This window comes from Chloroflexus sp., assembly GCF_034431535.1.
Taxonomy (GTDB): domain Bacteria; phylum Chloroflexota; class Chloroflexia; order Chloroflexales; family Chloroflexaceae; genus Chloroflexus.
The window spans coordinates 60462-80571 of the sequence record NZ_DAOUDC010000050.1 but is presented as its reverse complement, the minus strand read 5'-3'; the positions used below and the strand labels follow the sequence as shown (position 1 = coordinate 80571).

Genomic DNA, 20110 nt, shown 5'->3' with positions numbered 1-20110 from the left:
GCGGAGTATGCGGGCGGCGGCGTTGCTGGCCGGACGCACCCCGCCGCCGCAGGTGCTGGAGGGAGGTATGCTGGCGTGGGAAGCGGCCAATCTTCTTGAGGCAGTAGAGCAATTTTGATCGACATCAGGCAGTCGCTACCGGAAATGGCAGAGGACACGACGATGGACATTCCCCAATCACAACGGCTCGGCCCCAACACTGGCCTTGATCTGGTGCGCGCCACCGAAGCCGCGGCGATTGCCGCGGCCCGGCTCATGGGGCGCGGCGAAATCGAAGAGGCGGATCGGGCGGCGGCCACCGCGATGGCCGCGGCGCTGGCCATCCTCGAACTTGATGGACGGCTAGCGATGGGTGAAGAGGTGCGGGCAATGGCCAGCACGCCGCTGTCCGGCGGCACTCGGGTTGGCACCGGCAATGGGCCGCCGGCAGATTTGATCGTAGATCCGGTTGATGGCCGGCGCCAGTTGGCGCAAGGGCGCGCCGGAGCGGTCTCGTTTGCCGCAGTAACGAACCGCGGCGCATTGTGGGCGCCGCATCCGGCAGCTTATATGGATAAGATTATTGTCGGGCCTGAGATTGCGCCCTATCTGGTGCCGGAATGCCTCGATGCGCCGGCAGGGTGGACGCTGGCGCTCGTGGCGCGCGCTACCCGGCGCACGGTGCGCGATCTGGTCGTCTTTGTGCTCGATCGGCCTCGCCATGCTCACCTGATCGAAGAGATCCGGTCGGCTGGCGCACGAGTTATGCTGGCCGATGATGGCGACATCTACGGTGCGTTGCTAGCAGCCATGCCCGGCACCAATGTCGATCTCCTGATGGGGATTGGCGGTGCGCCGGAGGGGGTGCTGGCGGCGTGCGCAATCAAATCGCTGGGTGGGGCGATGCTGGCCCGCCTCGCCCCGCAGAGCGAAGCCGAGCGCGAGGCGATTACCCGCGCCGGTCTCGACACCAAACACATCTTGACCTGCGACGATATTGTTAGCAGCAACCAGATCTTTTTTGTCGCCACCGGCATCACCGACAGTATCTTGTTGCGTGGGGTGCGCTTGGCCGGCGATCGGGCAGAGACCAATTCGCTGATTCTGCGCTGCGAAACCCGTACCCGCCGCTTGATCTTCGCCGAGCATTTGTTGACGGGGTGAAGAGAGCAACGCGATTGCCGGCTTGGCGATGGCGAGACGAAAGGTGCACCCTCTACCACCTATAGTGCGATTGACGCACCCTTTCTCCTATCCGCGGGAGAAGGGGTACTTATGCGTCTTGATGACCAATCCGAACGATCCAACCGAGAGGTTCGCCAAACCACGCTATCTGTGAGACAGGCCATTGGGCGCGAAGAGCACTCCGAAGCGGCGTGACTCAAGTCGTGCGCAAGCAATCTTGCGTGCCGCTGCCGGCTCCTTCCGGCGTGAGACCGATTTGCATAATTGCCAAGATTGTGCTATAATCTGGGGGTGAAATGAATACGACCCCGTAGCTCAGTGGATTAGAGCGTTTCCCTGCGGAGGAAAAGGTCGCGCGTTCGAGTCGCGCCGGGGTCGCCAGTCAGCCCGCCAGTGTGGCGGGTTTTGTTTTGGCCGCATTCGGCCCTCACTCCCAGCCTGTCATTGCGAGAGGGCGCAGCACCCGCAGCAATCTCCTCCTTCAGCGGAAACGGTATGCTCAGGCATTAGCTCTCGCTAAAGCGTGGGATTGCTTCGGTCGGGCGGCCCCCGCTGCGCTGGGCGCCGCCACTCCCGCGCAATGACCTCAGCGCACATTGAGGGGCGCTGGGTTGCTCCCTCCCCCAGTGGTTGAAGGGCGGACAGAATAAGTGCTCGATCACACCCGTTGATCGCTATGCAGTGCCTCGAAGCCCGGCTCTACACTCCCCTCTCTCGCCCCAGTGGGAGAGGGCTAGGGGTGAGGGCAAACCGGTGCATCACACAGCCAGCAACCATATCTACGCTCATACGTTCTGCCTGCCCCTCAACTGTCATTGCTTCGGAGGCAATACTCTCGGCAAGCGCCCGCTTTCCTAACTGTCAGTGCGAGGGGGCGCAGCCCCCGCAGCAATCTCCCCCTTCAGCGGAAAGGGTGCGCTCAGGCACGGGATCTCGCTGAAGCGGGGGATTGCTTCGGTCGGGCGGCCCCCGCTGCGCTGGGTGTCGCCACTCCCGCGCAATGACAATCGAACACGCCGCCGCACAATGAAAAGCATACCCCCCACGCAGTAGCACACCATCGCCAGAAGTTATCCCTCCGGCAGCAATACCCCCTCAAGCGCCAACAAGGCCCGCTTGCGCTCGATGCCCCAGCGAAAGCCGTGCAGCTTGCCGTCAGCGCCGAGGGCGCGGTGGCAAGGCACCACGATCGCCAGCGGATTGGTTGCGCAGGCCCGGCCCACGGCCCGCGCTGCCGTTACCGGCAGACCAAGGTCGCGGGCCAGCTGGCCGTAGGTGCGGGTGCTGCCGCGCGGGATGGCCTGCAGCGCCTGCCATACCCACTGTTGGAACGGCGTGCCGTGCAGATCGAGCGGCACCGGTGGCAGATCGGCTTCGTTGCGCAGATAGGCTGCAATCGCCGCGGCAGCCGCACCGGGTGCCGCGCCGGCACTGATTGGCGCTGCCGGACATTCGGCGCGGAGCGCGGCGAGCAGGGTGTCGTCGTCGTCACCGAGGTAGACGGCGCAGAGGCCGGCGGCGGTGGCGGCGACCAGCACCCGGCCTAGCGGGCTAGCGGCGAAGGCGACGGTGATAGGGGTATTCGTGATCACGGCGCGCTCACGGCGAGGCATGCCTCGCCCGCTAGGATGATGGGCTACCGGCTTGCAATTCTTCCGCCAGATCGATCGCGCGCAACGATGCCGACGCTTTGTTGCAACTCTCGTTGAATTCGTATTCGGGTGTGCTATCGGCGACCACACCGGCGGCGGCTTGGGCGTAGGCAACGCCATCTTTGACGATCAACGTGCGCAAGGCGATGCAGGTGTCAAGGTCGCCGTTGAAACCGAGGTGGCCGACTGCGCCGGCATAGACGCCACGCTGCTCGCCTTCGAGTTCGGCGATGATCTCCATCGAGCGAATCTTGGGCGCACCGGTGACGGTGCCGGCGGGGAAACAGGCACGCAAGGCGTCAATCGGCTTCAGGTCGGCGCGCAACCTGCCGGTGACCTCTGACACAATATGTTGCACGTGGCTATACTTCTCGATGGTCATAAAGACCGGCACCTGCACTGTGCCGGGTTCGCTGATCCGGCCCAGATCGTTCCGGCCCAAATCCACCAGCATCAGATGCTCGGCGCGTTCTTTTTCGTCGGCCAGCAGCTCGGCGGCCAACCGTTCATCTTCGGCGGCATCGCGTCCGCGCCAGCGGGTGCCGGCAATCGGGCGGGTCGTGACCTTGCCGTCGCGCACCTGCACCAGCATTTCGGGTGACGCGCCGACCAGATCGCCTTCGCCGGTGCGAATGTAAAACATATACGGCGACGGGTTGATCGTGCGCAGGGCGCGATAGATGGTAAAGCTGTCGGCGCTGGTGGTCTTGCTGAAGCGTTGGGAAATCTGCACTTGAAAGATGTCGCCGGCCATGATGTACTCTTTGGCCCGCAACACCGCTGCCTTAAACTCGGCTTCGGTACGGTTCGAGACCGCCGGATTCGGCACGACGCGCGCCGGCGTATTGTGCGGCTCGTAGTTGCGCAGACTGAAGCCGATGGTCGGCGGCAGCGGCTTTTGCAGCCGGGCAATCAACGCCTCGATCCGGTGGACGGCGCGCTGATACTCGGCGGTCAGATCTTCGACATCGAGATGGACATGCGAAATGACGATGATTTTGTGACGGACGTGGTCGAAGGCGAGCAGCGTGTCGACAAACATCCACCAGCTATCGGGCATGTCGTAGGGGCGCACCGGCGGCAGCGGCAGCCGCTCGAAGTAGCGGGCCGATTCGTAGTTGAGGTAGCCGACCGCGCCGCCGACGAAGATCGGTAGGTTGGGCAGGCGGATCGGACGGTAGGCGTTGAGGTAGCTCTCAAGCACGATCAGCGGATCGGTGTACAAGAGGGTCTGCTTGTAGCCGCCATGGGTCGCCTGCGCCACGCCGTCGTGCATACGCAGCACCATATAGGGATCGCTGCCGATGAACGAATAGCGCCCCACATTCTGCCCGCCGGTCACGCTTTCCAACAGAAAGCCGAGACCGTTCTGCGCGATCTTGAGATAGGCCGACACCGGCGTTTCCAGATCGGCCATAATCTCGCGGTAGATCGGGCAGAGGTTGCCCTGCCGGCGCAAGTCGTACATCTGGTCAAGAGTTGGGTAATACATGTTGATGTCCTTAATATCGTAACGCTTCCGTAACGGCGCACCACCGCGCGCCGCCACCGGCGGGATTATCTCCGATCATTCGGCAACACAAACCCCACCCGCTCAAGGATCAGGGTCATCTTTGGTTCGGCGACGGCCCGGGCCTGCTCGGCGCCAATCGCCAGAATGCGATCCAGCTCAGCCGGATCGTTCATCAACTGGTAGTACCGCTCGCGGATTGGGCGGAGCGACTCGACCACGACCTCGGCAACCTCCTTTTTCAGCGCACCATAGCCTTTACCGGCGAAATGGGCCTCGATCTCAGGCCGGCTCTTCCCGGTGAGCAGCTCGTAGATTTGCAAGAGATTGTTGACGCCGGCCCGCTCTGGGTCATCGCTAAAGCGGATTTCGTTGTAGGAATCGGTAACGGCCCGCTTAATCGCCCAGCGAATCTCGTCGGGGTCATCGACAATGCGGATGGCATGGCCGCGAGTGTTGTCCGATTTGCTCATCTTGGCCGATGGATCGTTCAAACCCATAATCCGGGCGCCGCTCTCGCGGATCACCGGCTTGGGAATGACAAAGGTCTCGCCGTAGAGATGGTTGAAGCGCTGGGCCAGATCGCGGGTCAGCTCAATATGCTGCTTCTGATCCTCACCCACCGGCACCTCATCGGCGTCGTAGAGCAGAATGTCGGCAGCCATCAGCACCGGATAGGTAAGCAAACCGGTCATCACACTCTCTTGCTTTTGGGCCTTGGTCTTGTATTGGGTCATACGTTCGAGCCAACCCAACGGCGTGACGCAGCTAAACACCCACGAACATTCGGCATGGGCGCGCACATGGCTCTGCACAAAGAGCGTCGTCTGCTGCGGATCGATCCCGCAGGCGAGCAACAGCGCAGCGAGTTCGCGGGTTTGCTGGCGCAGCGCTGCCGGCTCTTGCGGCACGGTAATCGCGTGCAAGTCAACGATACAGATAAAGTTGGTCTTCTGGCCCTGCCCGGCCACCCATTGCTGGATAGCGCCCAAATAGTTGCCGATATGGAGATTGCCCGAAGGCTGAATGCCGGAAAAGACTCGTGGTTTGCGTTCCATAAGCTACCCTCTTGTCAATGTCTATCGCCAAAGGTGTGGTACGAGTAAGCCAGCTCTATTTACCGCCGAGATCGCAGGGGACGCCGAGGAGCAACCCGATCTGCTCTCCAGCGGCCTGCACCTCATCAGAGCGTTCCCTCAACAATGCTATACTAGGAACATCGGTGCCCTTCATCAGCATTTTAGGTACACAATGAAGCGTTTGATCCTCTTATTTGCTCTGCTCGGGCTGCTCGCCAGCCTGAGCGCGCCGATTATGCCGGCGCTGGCCGAGCCGTCCGCAACCTTCACCAGCCTCAACCCCGTGGTGCAACCACTGGACTCTGCGCCAGTGGCAGTGCGCATCAGCGGGTATGATGGCCCAGCCATTCTGCTTATCTTCGACAGCCGCGGTCGATTCGCCGGCGCGTTTGGGATGACTATTGCCAACGGCGAAGGATGGGTCGAAGTGGCACCACGCGGTGGCTTGGGCGACCATTGGGCCGCGCTCTTCACGGCTGACGGGCGGATGGTGGCGAACGGCACGATCTACCGGCTGGAAGCCGAAACCACTCTGCGCACCGGCGTAGCCGGCTACGACCGGCTGTACCCAACGGTACGCAAGTTTATGGCCGCCGACCGGCTGAGCTACCGGCTCGATGGGCAACTGGTGGCCGGCTACCGCTCGCCTGACAGCCCGTTGCTCTGGCTGCGCGACCATTATTACCAAAATCGCGCGTTTCGCTACTTCGAGACCGACCTGCGCTCGTTGCCGGAAGCGTTCGCCCGCGTGCAAGCGCCTGACGGCAGTCTGCCCGACTTTCTGGCCCGCCCGGAATGGGACATCGCCGCCTTCCGCACCCCGGTCGAAGCCGACGTAGAATACCTCTTCGTGCAGTTGATCTACGAGACGTGGCAAGTCACCGGCGACACGGCGTGGATGCTGCGCATGCTGCCGGCGGCGCAACGCGCCATCGACTACACGATGCGCGATCCGCTGCGCTGGGAACCGGCACTGGGCTTGGTCAAGCGCCCATTCACCATTGACACGTGGGATTACGAATACGGCCCGCCGATGATCAACACAAACACCGGCGAACTGGGGCCGCGCCACTGGATCGACGACCAAACCAAGTGGGGCATCTTCCACGGCGACAACACCGGCTTGGCGGCGGCGCTCAATATGCTGGCGCTGATGGAAGAGGCGGCGGGGCAGGCCGATCTGGCCGCCGTGCGCCGCACCATCGCCGCTGATCTGATGGTGCGCCTCAATGCGCTGAGTTGGAATGGCCGCTTCTACACGCACCATGTCAAACTCATTCCCTACGACGTACCCGGCGTAAACGAAGCCGAGCAACTGAGCCTCTCGAACGCGATTGCGCTCAATCGCGGCGTCTTGACCGAAACGCAAGGGCGCGCGATAGTCGCCGAATACCTGCGCCGGTTGAACGACCCGAACCGGATCGCCTTCGCCGAGTGGTACAGCATCGACCCGCCCTTCCCGGCAGACGCATTCGGCATGAATGGCCGGTTGGGCGAACGTCCGGGAGAGTACGTCAACGGCGGTGTGATGCCGCTGGTCGGCGGCGAACTGGCCCGTGGCGCGTTCCGGTACGGTTATGAAGCCTACGGTTTTAACATCTTGCAACGTTACATTGACCTGATCGAACGCACCGGCGCGACCTACCTCTGGTATTACCCGACCGGCGGGATCGCCCCGGTAAGCGAATTTTTGCCTACTGACGGCTGGGGCGCGAGCGCCATGCTCGGCGCGCTGGTTGAAGGCGCTGCCGGGATCGAAGACCGGCACATCGCCTTCAACACCGTCACCATCTCGCCACGCTGGCCAGCCGATCCGGTCTACACAATCCGCGATGTCTACGCGGTGGCCCGCTACGCCGCCAGCGACGGCTATGTCGCCTATCGCTGGCAATACACGCCGGCAACGGCCAACCAGCCGGGCCGGATCGATCTCACCACCACCGGCAGCGGCGATAGCTTCCGGTTACGCCTGCTTGTACCGGCGGGAGCGACGCCGCAAACCGTGACCCTCAACGGCGTGCCGGTACCCGTGCAGATCGAGCAGATCGGTTTTAGCCGGTACGCCGTCATCGCCGCCGCCGGGCCGATTGCCACCGTGAGCGTCACGTTAAGCCGGTGACGGCGTCTCTCACGCACCCACCGACGGCAAGCCGGCCAACGCCATCGCCACCTCGGCGTCGGAATACTCGTAATCGCGCAACTTGCCGGCCTGATAATCCATATAGGCTTGCAAGTCGAAATGGCCGTGACCGCACAGATTGAACAGAATCACCTCGCTCTTGCCCTCCTCCTTGCAGCGGAGCGCCTCGCGGATCACGCCGGCGATGGCGTGATTGGCTTCAGGCGCGGGCAAGATGCCTTCAAGGCGGGCAAATTGCACGCCAGCGGCAAAGGTTTCGAGCTGCTGAATGGCAATTGCCTCGATCACCCCCAATTCAAGCAGATGGCTGACGAGCGGGGCCATGCCGTGGTAGCGCAGACCACCGGCGTGAATGCCGGGAGGCACGAAGGTGCTGCCAAGGGTGTGCATCTTGACCAGCGGGGTCAGGTGGGCCGTATCACCGTAATCATAGGCATACTTGCCCTTAGTCAGCGACGGGCAAGCCGCCGGCTCGACCGCCACCACCCGCAGCGGACGCTCGCCGCGCAGCTTCGCGCCGATGAACGGGAAGGCAATCCCGGCAAAGTTCGAGCCGCCGCCGGTGCATCCCACCACCACATCAGGATAGTCGCCGGCCATCTCCATCTGGATCATCGCCTCTTGGCCGATCACCGTCTGGTGGAGGAGGACGTGATTGAGCACGCTACCGAGCGCGTAGCGGGTATCATCGCGCTGGGCCGCCACTTCCACCGCCTCAGAAATCGCGATGCCAAGGCTGCCGGTGCTATCGGGATGTTCGGCCAAAATCGCGCGGCCCGACGCCGTCTCGGTACTGGGGCTCGCGATCACCCGCGCGCCGTAGGTCTCCATCAGCGCCCGGCGATAGGGCTTCTGGTTGTAGCTGACTTTGACCATAAACACCTCGACCTCAAGGCCGAAGAGCGCGCCGGCGAAGGCGAGCGATGAGCCCCACTGACCAGCGCCGGTTTCGGTCACGAGTCGGCGCACACCCTCGATCTTGTTGTAGTAGGCCTGCGCTACTGCCGTGTTCGGCTTATGGCTGCCGGCAGGGCTGACACCCTCGTACTTGTAGTAAATGCGGGCCGGCGTATCGAGCGCGCGCTCAAGCCGGCGGGCGCGGAAGAGGGGCGTTGGCCGCCACTGCCGGTAAATCGCGCGCACCTCATCGGGAATTGGGATGGTACGCTCGGTGCTGACCTCTTGCTTGATCAGCTCCATCGGGAAGAGCGGCGCGAGATCGGCAGGGCCGAGCGGCTGGCCAGTCGCCGGATGCAACGGCGGCGACGGCAGAGAAGGCAGATCGGCGGCGATGTTGTACCACGACTCCGGCAGGCGGTCTTCGCTGAGCAGATACTTAACCGTTTCCACAGAACCCTCCTCGCAGCAAGAAACCAACAAAAAACTCTCGACCGAATTGGTCGAGAGACGGGGAAACCGCGGTGCCACTCTCGTTCGCCGCTGCTCGCGCAAGCGACGCACTCTACAGGTGCTGCCGACTAAGCCGTTCCACACCTAGCGCCCTGATAACGGTGGCGTCTCCGGCAACAGCTACTGCGGGGCCAACCCGGTTCGCCGCGCGACTCACAGGCCCATTCACAAGCACCGAACTCGCCGATCTCGCACCACCACCGGCTCGCTGGACTGTCGCCACGCTTGCTACTCTTCCTGATCAACGTCAGCTATTTGAATGTGACGGCAGTATACCATTCTCGGCGGCGAGTGTCAATGCAGGATGGTTGCACCGAAGCAGGCGCAGAGGATTGACGGTTTAGCCATGTTCATCGGCTGTGCGGCTGTTATAATGAAAGCGTCATCAGCCATTCGCAGAAAGGGAACATCAATGTCAACAGCCGGCAACGCGCCCGATGAGCTGGTCTATCCCAACCAGATCAGCAAAGAGTGGTTATTCGACCTCTACAACAACGCTTATTTTGAGGTTGAACGAGATAGCGACGGCGACGTGTGTATCCGGCAAGGCTTTCGCATCTGGGCCTTCCCGATCCGCGAAGGCGAACAGATCCGGTTTATGAGCCAGTTTCGGGCTAGTCCGGCGCATGATTTGGCCGACCGGCTGCTGTACGTTAACCGAGTCAACGACGAGCTGCACATCGTGCGCGCCTATGTCGATCGCGACGGTGACATCGGCTTTGACGGCTATCTGGTTGTATCGGGTGGCGTCACGCGGCGCAACATCATCTTTGCCACCCGCACCTTCATTGATCACGTGCGGGCCGCGCTGGCGAAAGACCAGACGGATGTGATTGCGTAAGTTCCCATTTTCTCCCCTTAAGGGGCGGACAGAACCTCTGATCCGGAACCCGGCCCTCAAGGGCCGGGCTACGCTGACGAAGCCCGCGCAGTGGGTTGCTGGCTCTCACCCTCCGCCCCTTTCGCCCACCTGATGGCAGGAGAGGGGGCGCTGCTGGATGGCAAGTAAAGCATTGCGGGAGTGAAACGCAATAGCGCGCCACTCCTGCGCCAATGGGAGCGGGGCTAGAGGTGAGGGTTCCCCAGCGCCCGCATTCCTTCTGTCATTACGAGGGAGGGGCGGCCTCAGCCACGCTGGGGCTGACCAACCGAAGCAATCTCCCGCTTTGACGCAATGGGTTCACTCCGTGCTCGTGGGGGATTGCCTCGCCTCGCGCGGGCAGAGCGGTGCTCTGCCCCTGCGCTTGGCTCGCAATGACAATGGGCGAGCGGGGGACAGCCCGATCCTCAGCCGTCCCCTAGCAAGGTTCAAGGGCGGACAGCACCTCTGATCCGGAACCTAGCCCTGAAGGGGCGGGCTTGGGTGACGAAACACGCTGCGCGGGCTGCTGGCCCCCCAACCCCGCTCTCCCACCTGACGGCAGGGTCAAGGGCAGACAGCACATTTAATCGAGCACAACGTTGATAGCTGTGTGATGCCTCAACACTGGGCACTTCGCTCCCTTCTCCCACGCTCGTGGGAGAGGGCTGGATGTGAGGGTACACCGGCGCATCGCAACGTCATCAACCGCATCTGCACGCATGCGATCTGTCCGCCCTTGCGATTCTCACCATAACGTGCGGCAGTGCTGCTGCCGCATCCCCTAGCGCGACGTCCACTGCCACTGGCGGTGGTGGGCGCTGCCATAGCGTGCATCAGCAGCGTTGCCGCAGGCCACCGCGATCCCAAGCGGCGAGCCGCCGCTCGCGAGCTGACAACCCCTGCCGTGACCATCGAGTGTTGCTGGCATAGAATGCCTATCGAATCCACAGCGTGCCGATTAAATTTGAACTTCAGGTTAGTCATGGGTTGGATCATATTCGCATGAATCAACAACGGCCACCTGTCGTAGGCGGCCGGAGAGCGGGGGAGTGAGGGCGGTGTGCAGATTGGGAGTTCTTTTGTCTTGCGGCGACCACCGCAAATCGCTTCGCTTGACGATATGCACTATAGCAATCTTAGATTAGCTGCGGATTAATCGAATATTAGATGTGTGTTAACGTCTCACCAAGCACGGTCAACCACACATGTTATCCACAATTCCACCAGTTATCCACAATTTATACGCTAAGCCGTTGAGGATGGGGAGTAGAGAGTGAAGAGATAGGTTGCCTAGCGAATCCCACCTCAATCTCAGCGTGACCAGCTTAGAAAAGCGGTGTATACTCAAACAGGAGGTCTCTGCACAGGAACTAGATAGAGGAGTAGAGCGTGTCACAACGGATTGTGATTATCGGCGCCGGGCCGGGCGGATTAGCGACCGCTATCCGGCTAGCCGGGCGCGGGTATCAGGTAGAAATCTTTGAAGCGGTTGACCGTCCGGGCGGGCGGATGCGCGGCTTCTCGCTCGGCGATTATCATTTCGACACCGGCCCGACCATCTTGCAAGTGCCGCGGGTCTACGACGAACTATTCAACAGCGCCGGGTTACGCTTTAGCGATTACGTGACCCTCGTGCGACTCGATCCGAACACGCGGATCCGGTTTTGGGATGGCGAATACCTCGATCTCGCCTCAAATACCGCCGCCTTCAAAGCGCAACTAGCCCGCTTCGATCCCGCCTTGCCCGCCGAATTCGAGCGGTGGTACATCGAGCATATCCGCAAGAATGTGGTTGGCTACGAACCATACCTCGGCACGCCGGTGCGGACGCCGCGCGGCTACCTCAAGCCGCGCGAAGTAGCGGCGGCGCTGGCTTTCCGGCCTTGGGAAAGCCTCTACGACCACTTCAAGCGCTTCTTCCGCGACGAGCGGGTGGTGTACGCGCTATCATACCAAGCGAAATACCTTGGCATGCACCCTACGGCCTGTTCGAGCGTCTTTAGCCTTGTCACCTTCCTCGAATTCGCCGAAGGCATCTGGCACCCGATTGGCGGCTTCCGGGCGCTGGCAACGGGGCTGGCCAAAGCGGCGACCGATCTTGGAGTGACGATTCATTACAACCGCCCCGTAAAGCAAGTGTTGGTTGAAGGCGGCGCCGCGACCGGCATCGAGCTAGCTGATGGCGAGCGAGTGCGCGCGGACGCAGTGGTGGTCAACGCTGACTTTGGCCACGCACTGACCCACATCATCCCGCCGCATGCGCGGGGCAAGTACACCGATCAAAAACTGAACTCAATGGAGTTCTCGTGCTCGACCTTTATGCTCTATTTGGGAGTCAACCGGCGCTGGGACGATCTGCCGCACCACCAGCTCTACTTATCATCAAGCATTCGCCGCAACGACCCGCTCTGGGCCAAGAGTGCAGTGCTTGATGAAGACGATCCATCGTTCTACGTCTGCAACCCAACGATCGTCGATCCAGCCAACGCACCTTCCGGCCACAGCACGCTGTTTGTGTTGGTGCCGGTGCCCAACTTGCGCTACCCGGTTGATTGGCCGGCGGTCGAGCAGCGCTACCGCGACCTGATCATTCGCCAGATGGCCAAACTCGGTTTTGAAGATGTCGAGCGCCACATTGTGGTTGAGCGGCGCTACACCGCCGAGACGTGGCGCGACGAGCACCACACCTACCTTGGCGCAGTTTTCAACTTGATCCACAGTTGGAGCCAACTCGGCCCGTTCCGGCCCCACATCCGGCACGATGGCGCGCGCAACCTCTACTGGATCGGCGGCGCCGTGCATCCAGGCAGCGGGTTGATGACGATTTTAGAGGCGGCCAAGAGCGCGGTGTATTTCATTAGCGAAGACGTTCCTTTGGCGCAACCAGCGCCAGTCGAACGGTAAGGTCAATCGGAGGGCCGCACCGCCGTGCGCTGTGCGGCCCTACCAGTCGCATCAATGACGCCTACGGCATCAATCACGCGCACTGCCGTGGGCCAAAGCAAACAGCTCATCGACATCCAACAACATGGCCGGCTGCGGCAAATCGCGTACCACACCGCACGAGATGCCATCGATGTGATCGAGCGGCGCTAGGCCATCGGGGCCAACCCGGTGCAAACTGATCACCTCATCAACCAACAAGCCAATCTCCGGCAGTTGGTCGATATCCGGCGCAGCAAGCAGAATATGGCTATCGAGCGCATAGCCGGGCGGCTCGCCAAGCAGCGAACGGCCATCGATAACCGGCACCGTCGCACCGTGGAGCGTCACGATTCCGCAGACCACAAGCGGAGCATCATCGGGAGGCGCTAATTCGCTCAGACGGGTGGTATGCACTACGGTCTGCATCGGCAAAGCCACCAATCGGCGGCCAATGCGACAGACAACCACCATCGCGGTTGGGGGCGGTTTCAACAGGCTCATAGAGACCTCCTCGTCGTGTAGCGGTCATGGTTGAGTATCGCTACCAACACCCAAAAGAGCGCCAACAGGTTGGGGCGTCTGCAGTTGCGCTCTGCGGACAGCGCTTCACCCCTCACTCTTTGCCCGGCAAGTGGGCGAAAAAACGATGCGATCATTGCTAACGTTCACAAAGCGAGTAGCGATCGCGGCTCGTGCAAACGCGACTCAAGCTAGCTCGATTTATTCATACTGTACCGTGGAGAGCAGCAGAGCAGAGTTACAATCGGGCAACGCGCGATGAACATTAAACCTTTCCAGACGGTCTATATCGGACTGGATTTAGCGTGGTCGGAACGCAATCCAAGCGGGTTAGCCGTGTGTACCGGCACGCCAGCGGGGGCGCAGCTCGTGCAGCCGCCAAGCCGTCTGGTAACGAACGAAGCCATCGTGCAAGCCATTCGCGCTACAATCGGCGATGCGCCGGCTATCCTCGCAATCGATGCGCCATTGATCGTACCTAACGAGACCGGACGCCGGAGTGCTGAAGCGGAACTAGCCGCCGTATTCCGGCGGTACGATGCCGGCCCGCACCCAGCCAACCGGCGCTTGTTGCGCCGCTACGGCGGGGTACGCGGCGAAGAGTTGCTGGCCGCACTGGCTGCGGATGGTTTTGCCTACGTACCGTCCATCGAGGCCGGCATGAACGGGAGGTTCATCATCGAAGTCTTTCCCCACCCGGCAACAGTGGTCTTATTTCGCTTGCCGCACATCTTGCGCTACAAAGCGCGGCCCGGCCGCGAGCTAGCCGAGCGCCGACGCGAACTGAGCCGCTACCTGCGTTTGTTGCGCGGATTATCGAGTGGTGATCCACCTCTGCTTGGCAGTAATGACCTCTGGCGGGAAATAGACCTCGACCGGCTCGGCCCGAGCGCGCTGAAGGCGATTGAAGACGAAGCCGATGCGTTGCTCTGCGCGTACATTGCCCTCTACGGCCAGCACTGGGGTGCGGCGCGCTGCCGCAGCTTCGGCACGGCGGAGGGTGGGGCGATTTTTACGCCGTATTGGGCAGAGAAAGCCTAATTTCAGCGCACTATGGAGTGCGGCAGTATAACTGCCGCACTCCACATGTTCCAAAAATACATGGTGGGCAAAACATCGGTGCGGGTGCAAGATTCTGCACGCTGGAACGATTGCAGCGCTACTTCTCGAATAGTATGCTAGAACCCAACAGCCTACAATTCACCAATAAATCATTGCAACCACTATGCTCGACAACACCGCCAGCACCGAACTCTTCTACCAATTCGGCCTTGCCCTGCTGATCGGCGCGCTGATTGGCTTACAGCGCGAGCATGCCCACGGCGCGAGTGGTGATCTCTTCGCCGGCGTGCGCACGTATGCCATCGTCGGCGTGATCGGATGCGCGGCTGGGTTGGCCGCGCTGACCCTGCAAGCTCCGGAGATCTTCGCGGCGCTGATATTGGCGGTAGGCGGGTTATTGATCGCGGCATACGTGTTAAGCCATGGCCGTGAAGGGCCCGGCCTGACCAGCGAGATGGCCGTGCTCATCACGCTGCTCTGCGGCGGGATGGTCGCTTGGGGGTATGACACGGTAGCCACAGCGGTCGGAGTGGCTATCGCCGTCCTGCTGGCGCTCAAAGCGCGCTTGCACGGCTTGGCCCGCCAGCTCAGCCCGCAAGATATGCAAGCGGCCCTCACCTTGGCCGCTATCAGCCTGATCGTCTTACCGGTGTTGCCGAACACTCCTATTGGGCCAGCTCCGTTTGATGTGATCAACCCACAGAAGATCTGGCTCCTTGTCGTCTTAATCTCAACGTTGAGCTTTAGCGGGTATGTACTCCACCAAATCATCGGCGCCACCCGCGGCATCGCGCTTACCGGCCTGATCGGCGGGATCGTCTCCTCCACCGCCGTGACGCTTAGCAACACCCAACGCAGCCGGATCGCGCCGGAGTTGAGTCAGGAATACGCGCTGGCCATTTTGCTCTCGTGGGGTGTGATGTTTGTGCGGGTCGGGTTGCTCACCGGCGCTGTCGCGCCGCCGGTGCTCCAAGCATTGTGGCCAATCCTGCTGGCCGGCGGCAGCGGCTGCCTGCTTTGGGGAGGGTGGCTGGCCCGCCTAGCGCGCCAGCACGAAGGAGCGCCGCTGAGCTTTGGCAATCCGTTGGAATTGCGTTCAGCGATTGGGTTTAGCCTGCTCTACGCGGCCATCCTCGCCGGCGCCAATTTCGCACGGGCTCAATTTGGCGATGCTGGCCTCTTTATCACCAGCATCTTCGGCGGCCTCGTCGATGTTGATGCAATCACATTATCGCTCAACGAGCTAGCGGTTGCGGCAGGCGGCTTGGCTAGCGAGCTAGCCGCGAGGGCAATTGGGATCGCGGTGCTCACCAACACGGTGGTCAAAGGCGGGATTGCACTGGCCGGCGGCAGCACCCACTTGCGGCGCGCCATTGCGCCAGCGTTGCTCTTGATCAGTGGGGCGATACTGGTCACGCTCGTTTGGCCGTGGTAAGATCACATCACGCTGGCTACCAGACGAGCGGCACTAACCGCCACGATCGTTGCTGGTATTCGTGGTAACTGGGGATAGAAGCCGACAGCATCCGTTCTTCATAGCTCAACTTGGTCACCAATACCGCCAGCAAGAGCAACCACAACCCCCAGCGCCACAATGCCGGCGACGCTAACACCCATGCCAGCGCCGCCAGCAGCAGACTGGCGTACATTGGGTGGCGGATCACGCGGTAAGGGCCGGCACGCACCAATTCAACCCGCGGCAGCGGATCGGGCAGCACTGAGAGGCGGTTCAGGCGCATGGTGCGCAAGGCCCACAACCCAAGCGCCAACCCAGCGGCTAACAACCCTAGCAAGAGTGGGGACGAAGGCACCAACGGACCAGTGAAGGCAATCGCCCCTAGACTAGCAAACTGGCCAAACACCAAACCAAACGAACGTAACGGCGAACGAATCATCATCAACAACCTCCTGAAGTAGCACCAGATAAGGCCTATTCTCATGATTGCATCAATTCGCGGCGTAATCCAGAGTATTGGCACCGATCACCTGATCGTCGAAACCGGCAGCGTCGGCTTCCTCATCTACGCCCCCCGCCCCACGCTGGCAGCCGCCGGCGCGGTTGGCAACGACATCTTGTTGTATACGATCCTGATCGTGCGAGAAGACGCGCTTACCTTGTATGGCTTCAGCGACCATGCCCAGCGTAGCCTGTTCGAGCAACTGATTGGGGTGAGCGGAGTGGGGCCAAAGATGGCGCTGAGCCTGATCTCAAGCGGAACCCCGGATGAAGTGCGCAGCATGATCGCCGGCGGCGACCTGACCCGGCTGGCGCGAGTGCCGGGCATTGGCAAGAAGACGGCAGAGCGGATCGTGCTTGAACTACGCGGCAAGATCGATCTCCGCCAACTGACCAACGCCGGTAGTCCAAGCACAAGCGCGATCGACCGTGAACTGAGCGATATTTTGGTGAGTTTGGGTTACAGCGCCGCCGAGGCTGCTGCCGCAATCGCCTCATTGCCGGCCGACGCGCCGCCGGCGTTGGAAGAACGGTTACGGTTGGCCTTGCGTTATTTCGGGAGCGCCTAACCCGGCCAGCCGGCAATCACCGGTTTCCCGCTAGCAAATCGCTCGATCTGGGCCAATGTAATCACCGGGATCCCCAACGCAACCAAGGGATCCCGCCCCTGTTGGAACAACTTCTCAACCACAAACGCCGCCGCCACGACGTTAGCGCCGGCTTCGTGCGCCATTTCCACCAACGCCAGCGCCGTGCGTCCGTTTGCCAAAAAATCGTCCACAATCGCCACCCGCGAACCGGCGGGCAGAAAGCGGGCCGTAATCGCCAACTGGGTCTCGCGGCCTTTGGTTGGCGAAGGCACCCGACGAGTCAAGGCCGGGGCAGGCACAGCGGGATCATACTTTTTCGCATAGACCAGCGGGACACGGCAGGCAAAGGCGGTGGCGAGCGCCGGCGGAATCCCGCTCGCTTCCGCGGTCAAGATCAGGTCAAGCTGGAATGGCGCTAACCGGTTGGCCAACTCGGTGCCGATAGACTGCATGAGATCAGTGTCGATGCGGTGATTCAGGAAATGGTCGATCTTGATAATCCGATCATCAACAATCACGGCCTCTTGCACGATCCGTTGGACGAGGATCGGGAAGGGATCACAAGGTGCTGAGCGTATACCGGTCATAAATCATCCACAGTGCTAAACACGATACTCCATTGAGATCAGCATAATAAAACAGTTCGAGAGAAAACCGTCATGATAGTAGTCTTGTGGAAGATGTGGAAATAAACGTACAAACCGCTTCCCAATGAGCTAGATGAGATGTGGAAAGCATGGGAATGAGTATCCACATGGGGAAACGAATCGAGGAGGTGAAGCAGTTGTTCCGCAGAGCGTCCACGTGCTATCAACGACGTATTCCGCACGTTATCCACAGGGACGGCGAGTTTTCCACATAATATCGCCAGTTATCCACAAGATGGGGAAAAAAGAGTGGGGTGGTTTTACCACCCCACTGCGGAGACTATCTGTGGAACTTACGATTTATCACTGGGGCGATCGCGATCGTCGAGGTCTAACGTATTGATAAAGTTACGGAAGATGGACAACGAATCTTCGTTCAGTTCCGGTTCAGGTTCCGAAGTAGACTCCGGCTTGGTTTCTTCGCTGCGGCTTGCAGTTGGGGGTGCAGACTCATCGGCCTGTTCTTCCTCATCGAAGAGAACACCGGCCTGATCCAGCACATGGTCTGTCACGAAAATCGGGGCTTGCACCCGTTCGGCGAGCGCGATCGCATCGCTGGGGCGGGCGTCAAGCTCGACCGTGCGCCCAGCCTGATCGATCACAATCCGCGCGAAGAAGGTATTATCGCGAATGTCATTAACGTAGATATGGCGAACTACCCCATCCAATTCGCCGATGGCAGCCTTGAGCAGGTCGTGGGTCATCGGCCGTTGCGATTCTTGACCCTGAATAGCCATCGCGATGGCATCGGCCTCAAATTGGCCGATCCAGATAGGCAGATAGCGATTTCCTTCGGTTTCGCGGAGGACGACGACCCGGCTCTGCGTTAACAGGCTGACACGGATACTATCGACAACGACTCGTATCATCGGCCGGCCTTTCATGAAACGCCCTTCACCGGTTCACAGGGGGAGGCCGGATCGGGCAGCGGAAGAGTCAGTAGTTATATCTTATCATGCGATGAAAGATGCCGTCAAGATTGACAAACTATTCCGCTCGGTGTATGCTCTCTCGGTGAAGTGAGCGAGAGCACGCAATGCAGGTTATCTTCGAGCAACCTCCATGGTATGAGCGGTGGGTGCGCAGCCAGCGACGGTTGGCTGCGGCGCGTAGAACTGCTCGCCGTCTGCGTGAAGGTCGGGTGCATGCGGGTGAGGCATTACCGGGCAGCGCTTATCGGCGGGTCGTGCGTTGGCAATTCCGCCCATCACGCCGTCTAGGGCATCTTTTGCTGCTGGCGGTCGTCATCCTGATTCTTGCTATTGATCATACGCTCCCCCTCCAGACGTTTACCCCCATCATCCATTCTGTGCCGGCGCCAGTCGTTCCATCGTTGCTGCCAGCAGAGCAAGCGGTTGTCGTTGCACCGGCGGTACGGTATGCCGCGACAGCGCCGAGCGAGCCTGAACCGATTGCGCCGGTGGTGCGCGCACCCATACCCGTGGTGACTGCCTATCAGACGACCCACTTCCTCGCCGAGGGCGAGACGCTAGCTGAGGTGGCGGTGCGCTACCAGATCCCGCTTAGTACGCTTGTCTGGACGAATCAGCTTGATCGAGGCGACGCGCTGCGGGTGGGCCAGCCGTTGCGGATTGCGCGCTTGGCTGGCGCGGCGCATATGGTGGCGGAAGGGGAGACGCTCACAGCGCTAGCGGAACGGTATAGCGTCGCGCCGGAGGCGATCGTCACTTTCGCGCCGAATCGGCTGCGTGATGACCAGTTGATCGTTGGGCGCGAGATCTTCATTCCGGGTGGGCGATTGCCGTGGACGGCTGAGCAGGAGGCGACATTCGCCCGGCGCGTGGCTGAACCGGTTGGGATCGTATTGGCAGACGAAACAAATGTTCGATCTGGGCCGACCACGGATCACCCTCGACAAGCGCAGTTAGCAGCCGGAAGGCAAGTCGCGCTGCGTGGCCGGTACAATGATTGGGTCAAGATCGCGATCGGTGATGTCACTGGCTGGATCCGGAGTGATTTGCTCGAGTTGGATCTGGCAGTGGTCGCTGCTTTGCCGGAAGTGCGCGATTTCCCGCCGCCGCCGCCGCGTTGGGTGTGGCCGGCGCGCGGGGTGGTGACATCAGGGTTTGGCCCGCGCTGGGGCGGTTTCCACAATGGGATTGACATCGCCAACGCCGCATGGACGCCGATTGTAGCGGCGAGTCGCGGTTGGGTTTACGAATCGGGCTGGTGTAGCGGGTACGGCTATTGTGTAAAGATCCGCCATCCCGGCGGAATTGAGACGATCTATGGCCACTTGATTACTCGTCCGGTGGTGAGCGCTGGCCAAGAAGTCAGCACTGGTCAATTGATCGGCTATATGGGCAGTACCTACGATCGCGCCGGTGGCGGTTATTCGACCGGCGTCCATCTCCACTTCACTCTCCTTGTCAACGGGCGAGCGGTGAATCCACTGCGTTATTTGCCGTGAGGGGTGGGATAGCCACGAAAAGACGCACAAGGATCGCGATTGACTGGCGCTTGGTAGGTGACGGGTGACTCATCTGTGTTGCTTTGCAGCTATCCCAACTCAGGTATCACGGTAACGTACCCTCCTCGTTGCCTATGGTACAATAGCGGTTGGATTGGCTGC

17 protein-coding genes and 1 tRNA gene are annotated in these 20110 nt (G+C 61.0%); 9 read left to right on the top strand and 9 right to left on the bottom strand.

Annotated features, from left to right (window positions below):
- The first annotated feature begins 162 nt into the window (after positions 1-162).
- Both U9R61_RS12535 and U9R61_RS12530 read left to right on the top strand, forming a co-directional pair.
- Positions 163-1143 (top strand): fructose-bisphosphatase class II family protein, encoded by a 981-nt coding sequence (locus U9R61_RS12535; RefSeq protein ID WP_322489156.1) that lies wholly within the window; start codon positions 163-165, stop codon positions 1141-1143.
- A gap of 325 nt (positions 1144-1468) precedes the next feature.
- Positions 1469-1545 (top strand) — tRNA-Arg (locus U9R61_RS12530).
- 689 nt (positions 1546-2234) lie between these two features.
- On the opposite strand, the gene U9R61_RS12525 is transcribed toward U9R61_RS12530, so the two are convergent.
- The 3 genes from U9R61_RS12525 to trpS form a co-directional block, all read right to left on the bottom strand.
- Positions 2235-2777 carry a methylated-DNA--[protein]-cysteine S-methyltransferase gene (locus U9R61_RS12525; RefSeq protein ID WP_322489155.1) on the bottom strand — a complete coding sequence of 181 codons (543 nt, stop codon included), beginning with the start codon at positions 2775-2777 and terminating at the stop codon, positions 2235-2237.
- A 10-nt stretch (positions 2778-2787) separates the two neighbouring features.
- Positions 2788-4308: an anthranilate synthase component I gene (trpE, locus tag U9R61_RS12520; RefSeq protein ID WP_322489154.1), complete on the bottom strand. Its 1521-nt coding sequence runs from the start codon at positions 4306-4308 to the stop codon at positions 2788-2790.
- 65 nt (positions 4309-4373) lie between these two features.
- Positions 4374-5384 carry a tryptophan--tRNA ligase gene (trpS, locus tag U9R61_RS12515; RefSeq protein WP_322489153.1) on the bottom strand — a complete coding sequence of 337 codons (1011 nt, stop codon included), beginning with the start codon at positions 5382-5384 and terminating at the stop codon, positions 4374-4376.
- Between the two features lie 193 nt (positions 5385-5577).
- On the opposite strand from trpS, the gene U9R61_RS12510 reads away from it, so the two are divergent.
- Positions 5578-7524 carry a hypothetical protein gene (locus U9R61_RS12510; protein WP_322489152.1) on the top strand — a complete coding sequence of 649 codons (1947 nt, stop codon included), beginning with the start codon at positions 5578-5580 and terminating at the stop codon, positions 7522-7524.
- A gap of 9 nt (positions 7525-7533) precedes the next feature.
- On the opposite strand, the gene U9R61_RS12505 is transcribed toward U9R61_RS12510, so the two are convergent.
- Positions 7534-8895, bottom strand: coding sequence for a TrpB-like pyridoxal phosphate-dependent enzyme (locus tag U9R61_RS12505; RefSeq protein WP_322489151.1), 1362 nt, complete (start codon positions 8893-8895; stop codon positions 7534-7536).
- Positions 8896-9367: 472 nt separating this feature from the next.
- Here U9R61_RS12505 and U9R61_RS12500 point away from each other — a divergent pair, with 472 nt between their 5' ends.
- Positions 9368-9796 carry a YbjN domain-containing protein gene (locus U9R61_RS12500; RefSeq protein WP_322489150.1) on the top strand — a complete coding sequence of 143 codons (429 nt, stop codon included), beginning with the start codon at positions 9368-9370 and terminating at the stop codon, positions 9794-9796.
- Positions 9797-10598: 802 nt separating this feature from the next.
- Here the strand turns inward: U9R61_RS12500 and U9R61_RS12495 are convergent.
- On the bottom strand, positions 10599-10745 hold the full coding sequence (locus U9R61_RS12495; RefSeq protein WP_322489149.1) for a hypothetical protein: 147 nt from the start codon (positions 10743-10745) through the stop codon (positions 10599-10601).
- A 461-nt stretch (positions 10746-11206) separates the two neighbouring features.
- Between U9R61_RS12495 and U9R61_RS12490 the strand changes: the two genes are divergently transcribed.
- On the top strand, positions 11207-12721 hold the full coding sequence (locus U9R61_RS12490; protein ID WP_322489148.1) for a phytoene desaturase family protein: 1515 nt from the start codon (positions 11207-11209) through the stop codon (positions 12719-12721).
- A gap of 69 nt (positions 12722-12790) precedes the next feature.
- Here the strand turns inward: U9R61_RS12490 and U9R61_RS12485 are convergent, their stop codons facing one another.
- Positions 12791-13243 carry a chemotaxis protein CheW gene (locus U9R61_RS12485; RefSeq protein WP_322489147.1) on the bottom strand — a complete coding sequence of 151 codons (453 nt, stop codon included), beginning with the start codon at positions 13241-13243 and terminating at the stop codon, positions 12791-12793.
- Between the two features lie 276 nt (positions 13244-13519).
- On the opposite strand from U9R61_RS12485, the gene U9R61_RS12480 reads away from it, so the two are divergent.
- Positions 13520-14302, top strand: coding sequence for a DUF429 domain-containing protein (locus tag U9R61_RS12480; RefSeq protein WP_322489146.1), 783 nt, complete (start codon positions 13520-13522; stop codon positions 14300-14302).
- Between the two features lie 184 nt (positions 14303-14486).
- Positions 14487-15758, top strand: a complete 1272-nt coding sequence (locus U9R61_RS12475) for an MgtC/SapB family protein (protein ID WP_322489145.1) — start codon at positions 14487-14489, stop codon at positions 15756-15758.
- Positions 15759-15774: 16 nt separating this feature from the next.
- Here the strand turns inward: U9R61_RS12475 and U9R61_RS12470 are convergent, their stop codons facing one another.
- Positions 15775-16221, bottom strand: coding sequence for a methyltransferase (locus U9R61_RS12470; protein ID WP_322489144.1), 447 nt, complete (start codon positions 16219-16221; stop codon positions 15775-15777).
- Positions 16222-16261: 40 nt separating this feature from the next.
- Between U9R61_RS12470 and ruvA the strand changes: the two genes are divergently transcribed.
- Entirely contained in the window at positions 16262-16849 is a 588-nt protein-coding gene (gene ruvA / locus U9R61_RS12465) for a Holliday junction branch migration protein RuvA (protein ID WP_322489143.1), read from the top strand.
- Here ruvA and xpt read toward each other — a convergent pair.
- Both xpt and U9R61_RS12455 read right to left on the bottom strand, forming a co-directional pair.
- A complete protein-coding gene (gene xpt / locus U9R61_RS12460; protein ID WP_322489142.1) occupies positions 16846-17457 on the bottom strand; it encodes a xanthine phosphoribosyltransferase in 612 nt (203 codons plus the stop codon). The genes ruvA and xpt overlap by 4 nt on opposite strands.
- Positions 17458-17810: 353 nt before the next feature.
- Positions 17811-18386 (bottom strand): bifunctional nuclease family protein, encoded by a 576-nt coding sequence (locus tag U9R61_RS12455; RefSeq protein ID WP_322489141.1) that lies wholly within the window; start codon positions 18384-18386, stop codon positions 17811-17813.
- Between the two features lie 167 nt (positions 18387-18553).
- Between U9R61_RS12455 and U9R61_RS12450 the strand changes: the two genes are divergently transcribed.
- Positions 18554-19948, top strand: a complete 1395-nt coding sequence (locus U9R61_RS12450; protein WP_322489140.1) for a LysM peptidoglycan-binding domain-containing M23 family metallopeptidase — start codon at positions 18554-18556, stop codon at positions 19946-19948.
- Positions 19949-20110 lie beyond the last annotated feature (162 nt).

Excerpts from the sequence above, each read along its gene's own strand:
- U9R61_RS12535 (WP_322489156.1), top strand. The coding sequence starts at position 163 with ATGGACATTCCCCAATCACAACGGCTCGGCCCCAACACTGGCCTTGAT.
- U9R61_RS12525 (WP_322489155.1), bottom strand. The coding sequence starts at position 2,777 with ATGCCTCGCCGTGAGCGCGCCGTGATCACGAATACCCCTATCACCGTC.
- trpE (WP_322489154.1), bottom strand. The coding sequence starts at position 4,308 with ATGTATTACCCAACTCTTGACCAGATGTACGACTTGCGCCGGCAGGGC.
- trpS (WP_322489153.1), bottom strand. The coding sequence starts at position 5,384 with ATGGAACGCAAACCACGAGTCTTTTCCGGCATTCAGCCTTCGGGCAAT.
- U9R61_RS12510 (WP_322489152.1), top strand. The coding sequence starts at position 5,578 with ATGAAGCGTTTGATCCTCTTATTTGCTCTGCTCGGGCTGCTCGCCAGC.
- U9R61_RS12500 (WP_322489150.1), top strand. The coding sequence starts at position 9,368 with ATGTCAACAGCCGGCAACGCGCCCGATGAGCTGGTCTATCCCAACCAG.
- U9R61_RS12495 (WP_322489149.1), bottom strand. The coding sequence starts at position 10,745 with ATGCCAGCAACACTCGATGGTCACGGCAGGGGTTGTCAGCTCGCGAGC.
- U9R61_RS12485 (WP_322489147.1), bottom strand. The coding sequence starts at position 13,243 with ATGAGCCTGTTGAAACCGCCCCCAACCGCGATGGTGGTTGTCTGTCGC.
- U9R61_RS12480 (WP_322489146.1), top strand. The coding sequence starts at position 13,520 with ATGAACATTAAACCTTTCCAGACGGTCTATATCGGACTGGATTTAGCG.
- U9R61_RS12475 (WP_322489145.1), top strand. The coding sequence starts at position 14,487 with ATGCTCGACAACACCGCCAGCACCGAACTCTTCTACCAATTCGGCCTT.
- U9R61_RS12470 (WP_322489144.1), bottom strand. The coding sequence starts at position 16,221 with ATGATGATTCGTTCGCCGTTACGTTCGTTTGGTTTGGTGTTTGGCCAG.
- ruvA (WP_322489143.1), top strand. The coding sequence starts at position 16,262 with ATGATTGCATCAATTCGCGGCGTAATCCAGAGTATTGGCACCGATCAC.
- xpt (WP_322489142.1), bottom strand. The coding sequence starts at position 17,457 with ATGACCGGTATACGCTCAGCACCTTGTGATCCCTTCCCGATCCTCGTC.
- U9R61_RS12455 (WP_322489141.1), bottom strand. The coding sequence starts at position 18,386 with ATGATACGAGTCGTTGTCGATAGTATCCGTGTCAGCCTGTTAACGCAG.
- U9R61_RS12450 (WP_322489140.1), top strand. The coding sequence starts at position 18,554 with ATGCAGGTTATCTTCGAGCAACCTCCATGGTATGAGCGGTGGGTGCGC.